Genomic DNA, 16,170 nt, shown 5'->3' with positions numbered 1-16,170 from the left:
ATTCGTTTCTCTCAAATGTAATATTCCAATTCCGGGCGGCTGTTGGACGCAGCCTTCTTCTCCGTATTCGCTTGAAAGCCCAGCCGTTTTTTGATCGGAATGACGGCCATTCCGCATAGTAAGCTTAGAGCAATGAGATAGAGAGGGTGCACGCCTGTAAACAGCATCACCGATACGGTGGCAAGCGCGGTGATCGTTGTTGTCGCATCGAAGACGGCATGTTTGGCCATCCGGTAAGCAGCGAAGACAATTAACGCAATAACGGCGCCATGCATCCCCTTTAAAGCGGCTTCAACCTTGGGTTGATCCCGAAAAAAAACGGCGCCTACGCTGATCAGAATCACGATCAAAAACGTGGGGCATGTCACTCCGAGCACAGCCGAAACAGCCCCGGCAATACCGGCTTGCCGGTGGCCGATCATCGCGGCCGCATTCACGCCGACGCCGCCGGGAGCGGAACCGGCAAGCGAGATAAGCTCACCGATTTCCTCCTCGTTTACCCACTTTTTCTTGCTCACCACTTCGCGCTCAATAATAGGCAGCATTGCATACCCGCCCCCGAAGGTGGAGGGGCCGATGCAGCAGAAGGTCCAAAAAAGCCGGGCCAGCAGCGTCAATCTTTTTTTCAGACTGCTAAAATATGCGTTTGTCCTTTTCATCAGGCGTGATGAATTCTCGGCATCGGCATCGGCTCCTTGCCAAGCTCGGCCCAGATGTATTTGAGCAGAAGCTCCGCCTTTAGCTGCTCGTACCCCGGTTCATCCCATAAATTGCGCAGTTCGCCGGGATCCGCTTCTAGGTCAAAGAGCTCGCCGTAGGTTTGATTGTAATAAACGGTGATCTTATAACGCTGCTCGATGTACGTTTTTTGATGAATAGTCGAAGGCTCGTGCCGGAATTCGCAGAGAGCATGCTGCCGCGCTGCGTCCACGTTACCTAGCCACACATCCTTTTGGTCGATGCCCGTCATCGCTGGCGGTATCGGTATATTGCAGAAGGATAAGAAGGTAGGGGCCAGGTCGACCAGAGACTGCATCGCATCTGTTCTTTTTCCGGCAGGCACCCGTCCTGGATATCGTGCAATGAATGGAAGCTTGATTAAATCCTCGTAATGGAACCCGCCCTTCGCTTGAAGGCCGTGCTGGCCGAAGAAATGTCCGTGATCGGTGGTGAAAACAACGATCGTATCCTCGGACAGCCCCAGTTCATCCAGTTTATCGAGAATGCTGCCGATATATTTATCCATCATGCTGATCATGCCATAATACACGGCGACAAGCTTCTTCTTATCATACTCCGTTAACTTGGATTTCGAGCCGTATTCGTAATAATGATGGGAACGGTAGCCGTGAATGCCGAACCCGGTTTCAGCGAGATGCGAAAAATCCGGATTTTCTTCCTGCGTCAAGCGGAAGTGCGGCGGATTGCGGTCATGCTCACCAGGCGTTAAGGATGGGATCGTGAGTTTTTCCGGATCATACATCGAATCCCATGGTTTCGGAACCAGGTATTCCGGGTGCGGGTCGAAGAAGCTCGCCCACATAAAGAAGGGGTCATCCGCCCTTTTATATTGCTCCAACAGAGAGTTGGTTCGCTCGGCGATCCAGGTATTGTAGTGGTATTGTTCCGGTATGGGCCAGGTGTACGTTTGGGTAGGATCCATAGTTCCCGTAGGGGGCAGGAAGTACTCCCGCCAATTGGCACACCCTTGCTCCTCCAGCCATAGGGCATAATGTTGTCCGACATGGGCCTCATTCGTATGGTTTCGGGCCAGCTCGACGTGATCGAATCCGTAAAAAGGTCCGTTAAAATTCCGCCAATACTCCAAATCCTGAAGAATCGGGTAGGCCTCTACGGATGGGTAATCTTCCGTGGATTTTAACGGCTGGAAGTGCGCTTTTCCCACCAGTGCGGTTCGATAGCCTGCGTCTTGGAAGCTCTCTCCTACGGTATGGCGGTCTTCCAGCAGCTTTGTCCCCAGGGTCCATGCTCCATGCTGACTTGGGTACTGCCCCGTAATGATGGAAGCCCGGCTCGGCGTACAGGTGGGATTGGGGCAATACGCCCGATCGAACGTCGTTCCTTGACGCGCAAGGCGGTCCAGGTTGGGCGTAGAGATTTCAGGCTGAAATGCTCCGATGGTATTCCAATGCTGCTGATCGCTTGTGATTAGCAAAATGTTAGGTCTTCTCGACAAGTGTAATCGCCTCCTAGTATGATGATATTGAAAATATCAGGTTATAAAAATAGCGGGGTGTTATATTTTTGTTGTCATTTTGTTATTCTGGATAGAAAAATGAAGAAAAGAGGAGGGAGCCATCATGCAGGAATATGAATATGAGTATGCGGAGTTCATCTATTACACGCCTGGATATTTGGATAAAGAGGAACAGATCTGGCCTGTCCGGGCGGGACGAAGCATAGCCAAGCCCAATTACAGGGTCGGACCGAAACGAATCGAGTGTTACAGCCTGCATTTTGTACATGAAGGCATGGTGAGGCTGGAGTTCGACGGCAAACGAGTGGATCTGCAAAAGAATGATCTGTTCTGCCTGTTTCCGGGCCGGACCTATTATTATCACATGCTGCCTGCGGATACCTCACTTCAGATGAGCTGGTTAGCAGTGGACGGGAACAGGGTCAAGCCATTGCTGGAGCTGGCTGGCTTATTTCCGGACAACCCGTTTGGCAAACAAATGATATCCTCCAAGGTCAAGGAATCCTCCGAACGCGTGATTGATGCCCTGGCCGGAGCCGAGCGCTGGAAACCGGCGGTATCGCTGGAGCTGCACGGCTTGATTTATGGACTGCTCGCCGGCATGGTCCCGGATATGGCCTCCGCGCAGCCGACGGAACTTGCGGGATGGATTCACGAGTGTTTGGATTATATGGAACTGCATGCCACCGAGGGGATTTCCGTACAGCAGGTTGCCGAATTCGCGGGGGTGCATCGGTCATACTTCTCCAATATGTTCACCCATCAGGTAGGAATGCCGCCGTTAAAATACCTTCAGCGCATTCGAATGGAAAAGGCGAAACGGTTGTTACAAGAAACAGACGCAACAATTACCGAAATTGCCTTGTCTCTCGGCTATCCGAATTTATATTCGTTCACCAGAGCTTTCAAGATCTATTATAAGGTGCCTCCCATAACGATGCGCGGAGCTCGATGCTGACCGTACGGACGGCATTTGCTTTTTTGTAAACGTTTACGATCTGGTTCTTCTGATCTGGAAAAAGGAGAGGCGCCATGAAATTCTCTACGATTCAAAGGTGGATATCACCGAGGCGAAGTATTCAGGGGAAAATCTTTATTGCGTTCAGTGTGGTAACGCTTGTGTCCATCGTCTCCATTACGGTCATCGTGTATATGAGCATGCGCGAGACGATCATGCAAAATGCGATCACCTCGGTTTCGGACAGCATCAGGCAGGCGGATGAATCGCTGAATATGATGCTGGAAGAGATCGACCGGCTGAACACCGTCGTGGTGACCAACAAAAACACGGTGATCGACACCCTGCTGAGCCCTCATGAAGAAATTAGTTATGAATGGTTTCAAGAGCAGAAACGGATCGATGAGTTTCTATCCGTTCTGATCGATTACAAGCCTTACATTTCTCGGATTGCCGTAGTCGGTTTAAACGGCAAGGTGTTTTTCTCAGGTGGTCCGTGGCTGGATAAGACGGTCTTGGGGACCGGAATGATGGATTATATGCTCCAGAATGGATCGCGTCACGCGTACTTCAAGCAAACCGGGGTGTCCGATGCCATCACGGTCGGGCGGGAGATTCGATATAACCGTGAACCGATCGGGGTTGTCATGGTGGATTTGAATTATGATTTCATCCAAAAAACATACGGCGTGAAGCCGACCACCGATAGCATGATCTACGTGCTGGACAAGCAGGGCGGGTTTGTCTATGAGGCTGAATCGGCGCCGTCCTTTGCCCCTTCGTTCGAGAAGATCCTCAACATTCATGGGGAACTCGCAGGGGATGGGGACGCCGTCAAGCAAGCCATTGACGGCAGAGACTATATCGTAGTCAGCCGCCAATCCGGTTATACGGGCTGGACCACCCTGGCTTTGATACCGATGGATTCGCTGCTTAGCGAATCAACAAAACTCCGTAAACTGTTGGCGGAGGTATCGGTTATCGTCTTCATTGTAGTCCTGATCGGTTCGCTGCAGGTATCTTCCCGAATTACCCTCAACATCCGGAGGTTGAAATCCTTAATGATGTTCGTGAAGGAAGGGAATCTGACGTTTCCGAGAAAGGAGATAACCAGCGAGGACGAGACCGGACAGCTATACCGCGTCTTTGTCAGCATGGTGGAGGAATTGAAGCGACTGCTCGAAGGGATTCGGGTCAGCGAGAAGGAGAAGCGGGAGGCCGAATTGACGGCGCTACAGGCGCAAATTCATCCGCATTTTTTATACAACTCGCTTAACACCATTAAGTATTTGGCCAAGATGAACGGCGTGCCGAATATCGAAGAGGTGTCCGGATCGCTGATTGAGCTCATGCGCGGCGTTCTGGGCAATTCGAGCGAATTTCTGACGGTGAGGGAGGAACTGGATTATGTTGAACGTTATATCTCGATCGTGAAGTACAGGTATATGGAGCCGATCCGGATGGTCACCCAGGTTGAGGACGATGCTTTGCTGGAATACCGGGTGCTGAAGCTGATGCTGCAGCCCCTTGTGGAGAATGCCGTCATTCATGGTATCGGCGCGATGGAGCAGGAAGGGCTCGTGCTGATACGCGTATGCGATGAGGGCAGCGACCTGAAGATTGAAGTGATCGACAATGGCAAGGGCATAACGGAAGGGCAAAGGGCGCGCCTGCTGGGCGAGACGGGCAAGAAGGGGGAAACCTCCCGTTTTAGCGGTATGGGCGTGCGGAGTGTGCATGAGCGGATCGTTCATATGTACGGCGATTCGTACGGCGTCAAGCTGTACAGTGAGCCGGGGCTATATACGAAGGCCGAGGTCCGGCTGCCGAAAAAAATGGAGAGTGCGGACAAATCCAGTGCGGATAAATCCCGACAAGAGGTGATATAAAGCCATGTTTCAAGTGCTGCTCGTTGATGATGAGCCATTGGTACGGCATGATCTGCGCACGTTATTGGACTGGAATGAGCATGGATTCGAATTATGCGGCCAAGCGCATAATGGATTGATGGCCTTGGCCATGATTGAGCAGTCTCCTCCGCATATTGCAATTATTGACGTAAATATGCCCGAAATGAACGGCGTAGAGCTCAATCGGGCGATCCAGGAACGGTTTCCGTTCATTCAGACGATTATGCTCAGCAGCTATGATGATTATGATTACGTCAGGGAGTGCCTGAAGAACGGCTCCATCGATTATCTGTTGAAGCATCGGCTGGACGGTGCAGCGCTGGTTGCCTTGTTAAACAAAGCAGTTCTGGAAATACGGCAGCAGGATCGGCTGGAAGAACGCAAAACTCATGAGGCCGTGGCCGAAAGGCTGAATCCCGCGCTGATCCGCGATTATATCGTGTACCTGGTTAGCGGACGGAGGGATGCAACCACGGAGGTTAAGGCTTTCTCACAAAAAAACAGCCTGTACACCCACGCGTTAAGCTATGCGGCAGCCGCCGTGCAGATTGTTCCGTTCCTGCTGCTGACGGAGTCATACAGCGACGTGCAAACGAACCGCCTGGTTCAGCAGGCGGTCGATATGATGCAGCAGAGCTTGGGGGATATTCAGGAGCGGACGGCGGCTTACGTGGAGGATGGGCGGTTTGTTGTCGTGTTCGCGTTCAAGGAGCGGAGCGAACATGCCATAAAGAACGAGATCGCCGGACGGATGAGGAAGCTTCAACATGCGCTCGAGCTTTTCCTTAATTTAAAATGCGTGGTCTCCGTCGGACATGTATGCACCAGCTTGTCACAACTCGGCTCCAGTTATAGCTCCGCTGAGCGGGTGCTCGACGCTTCCACCATGGAGCCGTCCGGAAGCAATGCGGTTTCAAGGATGCCGGGCCGGGCCGGGGGACTTGCCAGCGGAAACGATCAGCGTGTATCTTTGACGATCGAGGAACACAAGCAGCTTCTGCTTTCAATTGAAAGGCTGGATATCGATGACGTGCACGGGTTAATCTCCTCCATCTTTGCTTCGATCCGCCATCTGCCGGTCCATTCGTATGCAATCCAGATGATCGTCAGCGAGCTTATGTTAACCGGGGATAAGGCATGGAAGACATGGATGCCATCTGCGGAAGCCGTGAAGGAGAAGCTTCCTTCAAGAAGCGAGCTCGGAAGAATCGGCAGTGTCGGGGAGCTGGTGCAATGGCTGCAATTCTACTATGCGGGTTTGCTCGGCCTGCTGAAGCAGCACCGTGCGGCGGGACCGTATTCACGGCATGTCACGCAGGCCGTTCATTTTATTCTGGAGAGGTATCCGGGTTATGTCACGCTGGAGCTGGCCGCGGGTGCCATCGGCCTGAACTCTTCTTATTTAAGCAGGATTTTCAAGGAAGAGACACAGCGGACGTTCTCGGAGTATCTGAATCAGGTTCGGATTGACGCAGGGCGGAAGCTGCTGGAAAGCGGCAAATACTCGATCAAGGAAATCAGCAATCAAGTGGGTTTCACGACCCATAACTATTTTTTTAAAGTATTCAAGGAAATAACGGGGGTAACCCCGCAAGAGTATTTGAACCGTTTGGGAAGAGGCTAGGCAAAAACCCTAGTATTCGGATCGGCAGGTGAAGCATGCAGCGAAGCTTCCCTTCACAGATTCGTAAAATATGTGGAGTAAAAGGTCATATTTTTGTAATGGGCCGTCTTAAAGGGTGAATTATAATAATCACACACCAGGTGGTAAACGCTTACAAGTTACGCCTGGTGAATGAAGAGATATGGGGGTCGCTTATTTATGCGTAAACGCTGGGGAAGAAATGCGGTCATCACGATGATCGCTTCCAGCTTGATGCTGGCCGGATGCAGTTCCGATGGAGGTTCGAAGAAAGAAGCTGCACCCGAAGGTACAGAGAATGTCGTTCATACTACAGGGTTTCCAATCGTAGATCAGACCGTAGATCTCAAGATGTTCACCCGGATTGCGCCCGTGAACGGTCCGTTCAAGGAGATGCCGGTGTTCCAGGATTACGAGAAACTGAGCAATGTGAAGGTCGAGTTCATCGAAGCGCCGACGGACGGCTTCCAGGAGAAGAAAAACCTGTTGTTCGCCTCCAATGAGCTGCCTGATGCCTTGTTCCGCTCCGGTCTGTCGCCGCTTGAGGCCGTTCGTTACGGATCGGCAGGACAGCTGATTCCGCTGGAAGGCCTTATCGATGAATATGCGCCGAACCTGAAAAAATTGATGGAGGAATATCCGGAAATTCGCGCGGGCATCACGACTCCGGAGGGGCATATCTATGCGATTCCTGGCATTGTAACGCTTGGTGCGGCGCGGACGGATAAGAAATGGATCAACCAGATGTGGCTGGAGAAGCTGAATCTGGAGGTGCCGGAGACGACGGACGAACTGTATGATGTGCTGATTGCCTTCCGCGACGGTGACCCGAACGGCAACGGGAAGCAGGATGAAATTCCGATGACGGCCCGTGTCGGATTGGCGATCGTGGCTGCGATGAGCGGTTCATTCGGACTGGATACGCAGCTCGGATATAACATCAACATCGACAACGACAAAGTAAGCATCTGGATGGGCAGCGACAAGAATAAAGAGATGCTCATGTACTTAAACAAGCTTTACAAGGAGAAGCTTCTGGATCCCGAAATCTTCTCCCACACCGAAGCGCAATATTTGGCCAAGCAGGGCTCGGGAAATACGGGATTCTTCTTTGACCAGACCAACAATAACTTCTTGTCGATCCAGGACCAGTATACCGGAATCGCGCCTCCGGCTGGCCCGGGCGGAGATCGGATGCAAAGCCAGGCTTTGCCGATTGCGCGGGATTTTGGAGCTTTTGCGATTACGTCCATTAATAAATACCCGGAAGTCACGATGCGCTGGATCGATTATTTCTATAGTGACGAAGGTTCGACGCTTCTGAGGTTCGGCAGGGAAGGGGAGCACTACGAGCTCAAGGACGGAATTCCGTACTACACGGAGGATTTCCTGAAGGATATTACCAATCAGGCCAAAATCACGCCTTATGCGGGAGGAGGGGCACCTCATCTCATCAGCGAACAGGTTGCCTCGTTCATCAACCCACCGCAGGTACAGGAGGCGCAGCAGCAGCTGGATCCGTTCATGCCGAAGGTTCGTTATGCGGCTCCGTTGTTTGACGAGCAAACCGCGCAGCAGGTCAACATTCTTCGCAACGATATCGACAAATACTACGAAGAGCAAAGCACGAAGTTCATTGTTGGCGCGCTTAGCTTCGACAAGTGGGGAGAATTCCAATCCACGCTCCAGAAGATGAAAATCGGCGAGCTGGAGAAATTGTATCAGGATGCCTATGACAAAATGCAGAAATAATGCTGCTACATCATGGATAAGGAGTGGATGCCCATGAAGCGTGTCAAAGCCGATTCATCGATGGTTCTGCCTCGAAGCGATTTGAGGCGGGGTTCCCGCCTATTAAGGCAAATGGCCAAGCGATATGACCTGTATCTCATGCTGCTTCTGCCGGTCGTCTGGTATCTGGTCTTTCACTATGGTCCGCTATACGGGCTGCAAATCGCGTTTAAAAATTTCAATCCGGCAAAAGGTATCCTCGGCAGCAGCTGGGAGGGCTTCGGGCATTTCGAACGCTTCTTTGATTCGTATTATTTCTGGCGGCTGCTGTGGAATACGCTGTCCATCAATTTGTTTTCCTTGTTGATTGCCTTCCCGATTCCGATCCTGCTGGCGTTGATCATCAATGAAATACGCAGCAAGACCTTCAGCAAATGGCTGCAGAACATTACGTACATACCGCATTTTATTTCGGTGGTCGTGATCGTTGGCATTCTAAACGTGTTCCTCTCGCCCAATAGCGGTCCGATCAATCTGTTAATCGAGGCCGTCGGCGGTACGCCGATCCGTTTTCTTGAGGAAGCCGGCTGGTTCAAGACCATCTTTATCGGCTCTAACATCTGGCAGAACATGGGGTGGCAATCCATTATCTATATTGCGGCGCTGAGCGGGGTGAACCCGCAGCTCTACGAGGCGGCCAAGATGGACGGAGCATCGAGGCTGCGGCGCATCTGGCACATCTCTTTGCCAGGAATCGCGCCTGTCGTTATCATTTTGCTCATTTTGGATATCGGTCATTTCATGAACATTGGCTTTGAAAAAATATTGTTGATGCAGAACAACCTGAATCTGGAATCAAGCGACGTCATCTCCACGTTTGTCTACACGACAGGCATTTTAAAGGGAGAATACAGTTACACGGCAGCGATCGGACTGTTTAATTCGGTCATCAATCTGTTCCTGCTGCTGTTCGTAAACCGGATTGCGCGCAAGACGTCAGAGACAAGCTTATGGTAAAGGGGGGACGCGCCATGTCCAAGCCGTCGACAGTAAAAGAGGCCGCGAATGAACGGGTATTCGATGTCATCATATACGTGATCGCCGCGATCATTATCGTCATTGTGCTGTACCCGTTGATCTTTATTGTCAGCGCTTCGTTCAGTGATCCGACCAGGGTATTGAACGGCGAAGTCTGGCTGCTGCCGAAAGGCGTAACGCTGGATGCCTACACCAATATTTTGCAAAACGAAAAGATTTGGACGGGATATCGCAACACGATTATCTATACGGTCGTCGGCACAGTGATCAATATCATTATGACGATTTTGGCGGCCTACCCGCTATCAAGGCCTGACCTTCCGGGGCGAAATGCGATCATGGTGTTTATCACGCTGACGATGTTCTTCAGCGGAGGGTTGATTCCAACATATCTGCTGGTCAAGGATTTGGGAATGGTCGATTCGATGTGGGCGCTGATTGTTCCCGGCGCGATTGCCACTTACAATCTGATCGTGATGAGGACCTATTTCCAATCGAGCATTCCCTGGGAGCTGCAGGAGGCCGCCCATATCGACGGCTGTTCCAACTGGAGGCTGCTTTTCAGTATCATTCTCCCTCTATCCAAGCCGATCCTGGCGGTGATGGTGTTGTTTTATGCGGTCGGCCACTGGAATTCATTCTTTAATGCGCTCATCTATATTCGTAACGAGAATTTGCATCCGCTTCAGCTGGTGCTGCGCGAAATTTTGCTGATTAGCCAATCAGATGCCGTGGACGGCAGCGTGGGACTGGAAGAAAGCATCCTGCTTGCCGAAAGCATCAAATACGCGGTCATTATCGTCTCCAGTTTACCTGTACTGCTGATGTATCCGTTCGTGCAGCGGCATTTCGTTAAAGGCGTCATGATTGGCTCGATTAAAGGTTAATTTCCGATACCGATCGCACGGGCCAGCCTAAAATTGCTTGGGGAGGTTATATGTTGAATAAGAACGCACCGATTACCATTGATTGCAGCCGCAAGAGCGAGCATACGATCAATCCTTACCTGTTCGGTCATTTTGTGGAGGATATTCGGGATCATATGGAGGCGATGCTTGCGTTTCCACTGAGGGACATGGATTTTGAAAGCGAGGCGGAGACCAAGACGCCGGTGTCGGGAAGCTGGCGCGCCTATACCAACGGGCGCAACACCGGGTACGCCATGGAAGCCCCGGCGCCCCGGCATTCGGGACGCGCCCAGCGCATCCGGATCCTGAGCGATGACGAAGCCTATGCCGGCATCGCGCAGAAAGCGGCATTAAAGGGTCCGATGAAGTATACGGTCCGGCTTGTTGCCCGCGCTTCCATCGAGCTTCAATACGCGATGGTCGAAGCCGTGGACCGGCGTACGGAAGAAACGCTTGGACAGCTTCGCGTGGAGCTCGGCAGCCACAACTGGCATGAATACGTGGGTGAGCTGTCGATCACACGCGCTTGCAGTGATGCCGAGATCCGGGTGTATGTTCCGGCCGAGCATCCAAGGTGGATCGATCACGTTTCCACCGGCATGCTCTGGATCGATCACGCGTCCCTGCTGCCGATCGATAGCATCGCGATGGTGAAGCGTGAAGTGATCGAGATGACGAGAGCGCTGAATGCGGGCATGATGAGGCTCGCGGGCAATTACATCAGCGCTTACCACTGGGAGCATGGCATCGGTCCGGTTCTGGAGAGACCGGTCATGTACAACGAAGCCTGGGGAGGATGGACCAGCAAATATTTCGGCACGGACGAATTCATCCGCTTTTGCCGCGAGCTGCAGGTGGAGCCCCTGATTTGCGTGAACGATGGATCGGGTACCCCTGAAGAAGCTGCGCAGTGGATCGAATACTGCAATGGGAGCGTGGATACACCCATGGGCGCTTTACGTGCCCGAAACGGTTTCCCTGAGCCATACAACGTCAAGTATTGGGAGATCGGCAACGAGGTATGGGGCCAATGGCAGGTCGGCACTTGTACGGCAGAACAGTTTGCGAAGCGGACCATATCGTTTGCCAAGGCCATGAAGGAGGCGGACGCTTCTATCGTGCTGCTGGCCTGCGGGCATTACGAGCAGGAATGGAACAAGGCCGTGCTGGATCTGGCAGGCGAGTATATGGACTACTTGACGCTGCATTTATATCACGGCTACGGCCCTTTCGGCATGAACCGGGATACGCCGGCAGAGGAACGTTATAAAGCGATTGCCTCTTATCCCGAGTGGACCCGGCACCATGTCCGGAAGACAACGGAGTTGATCCGATCCCAGTCGAAGCATAGTCACGTGAAGCTGGCGATCACCGAATACAACACGATGTACTATCCGAATACGGTGCGAAAAGGGCTGCCGAACGAGCATACATTAGGTGCCGCGGTGGCCAATGCCGCCAACCTGAACGAAATGATTCGCTGCAGCGACATGGTGCATATCGGCAGCTTCTCCGATCTTGTGAATGGCTGGCTCGGAGGATGCATACGGGTCGGGGATTACTACGCGGATCAGTATTGCGGCAAGGAGCCCGGATGGAGCGGGCTTCCGCTCACGATATACGGGACGCCAACCTATGAAGTGTTAAAGCTTTACGCGAATCGCGACGTCCGTCGTCTTCTCCCCGTCCAAGCGGAATGCGGCACTTTCTCCGTGGCATCAAACAAGGAAACGCCTATGGAGCTTGATGCGCTTCCGGAGCTGGACATTGTGGCCGGGACGAATGACGACGGCAGCCAAGTCACCGTATTTATTGTTAACCGCAGCCTGGAGGAGGTAACGGCCGTACTGGATTTGCAGGCCTTCGAGGCTTCCGGGGAAACGACCCTTTATGAAATTACCGGCAATTCTTACGATGATGTGAACTCCGTGTTCCAGCCGGATTATATCGTGTGCCAGGAACGCAAAGTGCCGGCAGAGGCATGGCAGCGGGGGCACCTGTTACGACCTTCATCTGTTTACGCGCTTGAATTCAAAGCGCGCTCATAGTGTGGCGCAAGGTACAAAGGAATGAAGTAAGCTTCTAAATGAATCGATCCGCTAAAAAAGTCGGGCTGCGCTGGCAGCTTCCGGCTTTTTTTGGTGCAAGCGACGGTTAAAACTTTGTCTAATCATAATGGATGACTCAGCAAAGGAAAACGGAGTTATAAAGGATTCATCGTTTAACTTATTTATGGGAAGTGTAATTAGAGACTAAATACATGGATGGGGTGATTGAGATGTCAAACGGAACCGTAGTGAACCGGGAAGCGGTCGAGACCGTGAAGGATATTATCAAGGATATTGAAACGGCGATGTTCTCCACGATATCGGAGGGCGGGATCAACTCCAGACCGATGCAAACGCAGGATATCGAATTCGACGGCGATTTGTGGTTTTTGACGAAAAGGGACACCAGCAAATATCAAGAAATTATGGCTAATCCCAACGTCAATATTGCTTATGTCGGCAAATCCTATGTATCGATTCGGGGAACGGCCCAAGCCGTGGACGACCTAGAACGGAAAAAGGCGCTCTGGAACGCGGCATATGAGAAGTTTCTGCAGACGTCCTACGACGATCCCAACATTATTCTGATCAAGGTGGATACGGACACCGCAGAGTATTGGGAAACCGGAAACAAAACCAAAACGGTAAAAGCCTTCTTCAAGAAAATGGTGGGCCAAGAGCCGGATGGCGACTCGGATATTAACAAAACCGTTGATCTCCATTGATTACGAGGTACGATAATTAGCAGAGGGAAAACCGCAGGGTCCAGCCATGATCCTGCGTTTTTTTATAGTATGTTAAATCCGCATGCGCATATCCTTCAAGACGGCGACCTTTTGGTTTGTTTGGATAAGCACCGATATTGTGAGCATTTTAATACATAACAGGACAGATTTAACATATAAAAGAATATACCTCATCAAACAAGTGAGAATTATGTGAATTCGTATTGAAATCCGCTCCCAAACCATAACGTGCAACTGGATGGTTTGGCATCCGTTATGATATACTTTTTTCATAAATATGAAAAATAGATTCCAGGAGAGGAGGGAGTTCATTGGGAAGGCGTTATTGCAAATGGATCCAAATGCGGAATTAGGCTGTAATACTCTCATCTGCGAACTACCTCTTTTTTATGGAAATATCGTATATAGACATGACCTGTTCTGATGCCCAAACATAGGGCCTTAATTCAATCTGGAGGTGAATCCCTCTGAAGAGGGAAATTATTGGACATTATTACCATCACTAATTTAATCATTCTTGCCATACTGATTGCGTTGACCGCTTTTTTCGTGGCGTCCGAGTTCGCCGTTGTTAAAATCCGCATGTCGCGGATCGATCAATTGATTGTGGAAGGAAACAAGAAGGCGGTTGTTGCCAAAAAGGTAGCCGGCGATCTCGATTACTATCTCTCGGCCTGCCAGCTCGGCATTACGGTGACGGCGCTGGGGCTTGGGGCCATCGGCAAGCCTGCCGTTGAACGTTTCATGTACCCCGTATTCGATTGGTTTGACGTATCGGCTTCAACGGCCTCGATTGCCTCTTACGCCATTGCGTTCATTCTCGTTACATTTTTGCATGTCGTGGTGGGGGAGATGGCGCCCAAGACCTTGGCTATTCAATTCTCGGAAAAGACGACGCTGCTCCTTGCAGCCCCGCTGTATTGGTTCGGAAAGTTGATGTATCCGTTCATTTGGGCGTTGAATGGGGCCTCGCGCGTGCTGCTTCGTTCGTTCGGCGTGAAACCTGCGCCGCATGAGCAGGCTTATTCGGAAGAGGAACTCCGCATCGTCATGGCGCAGAGCTTTCAGGGCGGCGAGATCAATGGGACCAAGCTGGCTTACATGGAAAACGTGTTTTCGTTTGATGAGCGGGTGGCCAAAGACATTATGGTACCGAGAACGGATCTGATCACCCTGGATAAAGGAATGAAATACCCGGACATCGTCCGTATTCTGGATGAGCACAACTATACGAGGTACCCTGTCATCGAGGATGGGAGCAAGGACCGGGTGGTTGGCGTCGTCAACGTGAAAAAGATGCTGCCCCACATCGTGGCCGGACGAGAACGCAAGCTGGAGGAATTCGTTCGGGACCTCCCGGTCGTGCTTGAAAATACACCGATCCAGGATGCCATGTTAAAAATGCAGCAGGAGCGGATGCATATGGCTCTGGTGATTGATGAATACGGCGGTACGGCCGGGATTCTGACCCTGGAGGATGTGCTGGAAGAGATCGTAGGGGAAATTCGCGACGAATTCGACGAAGATGAAGTAGCGGATATCCGGAAGATTGGGGAACGCGAATACCTGATTAGCGGACGGGTTCTCTTGGAGGAGCTTGAGAAGCGCTTCGGCTTGGTATTCGAGGATAACGAGGAGATGGATACGATCGGCGGCTGGATACAGTACCAGAAAGGCACAACAGCTCAAGACGGCGATGAGATTCAGCATGGCGAGCATATATGGGCCGTAGCGGAAACGGATAATTTTCAGATCAAACACGTCATTCTCAGACACGGATGATCCAGGGCGGGCATGATCTCCTGTACATTCATACCATAACTTTTTTGGAGGTGAATCCCTCGCAAGAGGGAAATTATTGGACGGAATAATCGCGTTAAACTTATTTTTGGTTGCCGTGTTCATAGGACTGACTGCATTTTTCGTTGGCGCCGAATTCGCCATCTTGAAGGTGCGGCTGTCCCGGATCGATCAATTGATCGCAGAAGGGAATAAACGGGCGGTTACGGCCAGAAAGGTAGCCCATGAGCTGGATTACTACTTGTCCGCCTGCCAGCTTGGAATTACGATTACGGCCCTCGTGCTGGGCGCGCTGGGCGAGCCGACCGTCGAAAGGATGCTCCATCCGCTGTTTGAACGATTCGACGTGCCGGCGGCCGCTGCAACGGTACTTTCTTATGCCATTGCTCTTGGGATCATCACATTCCTGCACGTCGTCATCGGGGAACTGGCACCTAAGACATTGGCGATCCAATTTGCCGAGAAAATGACGCTGCTGCTGGCATCTCCCCTGTATTGGTTCGGGAAGATCATGTATCCGTTCATCTATGCACTGAATGGAGCTTCGCGTCTTCTGCTTCGACTATTCGGTGTAAAGCCGGCAGGGCATGAAACGGTCCATTCCGAAGAGGAATTGAAGTGGATCGTGGATCAGAGCTACGAGAGCGGCGAAATTAACCAGACCGAGATGGGGTATTTGACCAATATATTTGCTTTTGAAGAACGCACTTTGCGGGAAATCATGGTCCCGAAAGATCGCATCGTCACGGTAGAACGAGGGTGGCCCCTTGCCAATATCCTGGAAGTTCTCGGCGATTACGACTACACCCGTTATCCGGTGACGGAAGCGGGACCCGCGGAGGATTTCATCGGGTTTATCCATACGAAAGAGATGCTGACGGGCATAGCGGCCGGAAGAAACTGCAGCGTGAATGACTTTATTCATGACATGCCGCGTTTTCCGGAGTCGTCTTCGATTAAGGATGTCCTGATCAAGATGCAGCAAATCCGCGTTCATATGGCCGTCGTCACGAACGAATCCGGCGAGGTGATCGGTCTGGTGACGATGGAGGATATTCTGGAGGAAATCGTGGGTGACATCCGGGACGAATCGGATCGCCGCGAGCTGCAGGGTGCACAGGCCTAAGCGATGGCGAATAGCATCGGGGACGTTCTAAGAGATAATGCCTTT

Annotated in this window: 12 protein-coding genes; 10 read left to right on the top strand and 2 right to left on the bottom strand. The window is 51.6% G+C overall.

The features are described from left to right. Window positions 1-11: 11 nt before the first annotated feature. Window positions 12-659, bottom strand: a complete 648-nt coding sequence (locus AK95_RS21540) for a chromate transporter (protein WP_071221954.1) — start codon at window positions 657-659, stop codon at window positions 12-14. Further along, window positions 659-2,197 (bottom strand): sulfatase family protein, encoded by a 1,539-nt coding sequence (locus AK95_RS21535; protein WP_071221953.1) that lies wholly within the window; start codon window positions 2,195-2,197, stop codon window positions 659-661. Before AK95_RS21535 ends, AK95_RS21540 begins: the two co-directional genes overlap by 1 nt. A gap of 124 nt (window positions 2,198-2,321) precedes the next feature. Between AK95_RS21535 and AK95_RS21530 the strand changes: the two genes are divergently transcribed. From AK95_RS21530 to AK95_RS21480, 10 genes are all read left to right on the top strand, one after another. Beyond that, the gene (locus AK95_RS21530) at window positions 2,322-3,176 is read left to right on the top strand and encodes an AraC family transcriptional regulator (protein WP_071221952.1); all 855 of its coding nucleotides are present in this window, start codon (window positions 2,322-2,324) and stop codon (window positions 3,174-3,176) included. Window positions 3,177-3,250: 74 nt separating this feature from the next. Continuing rightward, window positions 3,251-5,065 carry a sensor histidine kinase gene (locus AK95_RS21525; protein WP_071221951.1) on the top strand — a complete coding sequence of 605 codons (1,815 nt, stop codon included), beginning with the start codon at window positions 3,251-3,253 and terminating at the stop codon, window positions 5,063-5,065. A 4-nt stretch (window positions 5,066-5,069) separates the two neighbouring features. Beyond that, window positions 5,070-6,710 (top strand): response regulator, encoded by a 1,641-nt coding sequence (locus AK95_RS21520; protein WP_071221950.1) that lies wholly within the window; start codon window positions 5,070-5,072, stop codon window positions 6,708-6,710. Between the two features lie 198 nt (window positions 6,711-6,908). After that, window positions 6,909-8,480, top strand: coding sequence for an extracellular solute-binding protein (locus AK95_RS21515; RefSeq protein ID WP_071221949.1), 1,572 nt, complete (start codon window positions 6,909-6,911; stop codon window positions 8,478-8,480). Between the two features lie 33 nt (window positions 8,481-8,513). Continuing rightward, on the top strand, window positions 8,514-9,476 hold the full coding sequence (locus AK95_RS21510; protein ID WP_071221948.1) for an ABC transporter permease: 963 nt from the start codon (window positions 8,514-8,516) through the stop codon (window positions 9,474-9,476). 14 nt (window positions 9,477-9,490) lie between these two features. Next, window positions 9,491-10,384: a carbohydrate ABC transporter permease gene (locus AK95_RS21505; RefSeq protein ID WP_071221947.1), complete on the top strand. Its 894-nt coding sequence runs from the start codon at window positions 9,491-9,493 to the stop codon at window positions 10,382-10,384. A 53-nt stretch (window positions 10,385-10,437) separates the two neighbouring features. Further along, window positions 10,438-12,453 carry an alpha-L-arabinofuranosidase C-terminal domain-containing protein gene (locus AK95_RS21500; protein WP_071222305.1) on the top strand — a complete coding sequence of 672 codons (2,016 nt, stop codon included), beginning with the start codon at window positions 10,438-10,440 and terminating at the stop codon, window positions 12,451-12,453. 230 nt (window positions 12,454-12,683) lie between these two features. Beyond that, on the top strand, window positions 12,684-13,178 hold the full coding sequence (locus AK95_RS21495) for a pyridoxamine 5'-phosphate oxidase family protein (RefSeq protein ID WP_071222304.1): 495 nt from the start codon (window positions 12,684-12,686) through the stop codon (window positions 13,176-13,178). Between the two features lie 504 nt (window positions 13,179-13,682). Beyond that, the gene (locus tag AK95_RS21485; protein ID WP_071221945.1) at window positions 13,683-14,981 is read left to right on the top strand and encodes a hemolysin family protein; all 1,299 of its coding nucleotides are present in this window, start codon (window positions 13,683-13,685) and stop codon (window positions 14,979-14,981) included. 76 nt (window positions 14,982-15,057) lie between these two features. After that, window positions 15,058-16,125: a hemolysin family protein gene (locus AK95_RS21480; RefSeq protein ID WP_071221944.1), complete on the top strand. Its 1,068-nt coding sequence runs from the start codon at window positions 15,058-15,060 to the stop codon at window positions 16,123-16,125. Window positions 16,126-16,170: the final 45 nt, after the last annotated feature.

The sequence above is a fragment of the Paenibacillus sp. LC231 genome, from assembly GCF_001860525.1.
In the GTDB taxonomy this organism is placed as follows: domain Bacteria; phylum Bacillota; class Bacilli; order Paenibacillales; family Paenibacillaceae; genus Paenibacillus_AQ.
The sequence above is the reverse complement of the archived record's forward strand: the minus strand, read 5'-3'. Positions and strand labels throughout refer to the sequence as shown.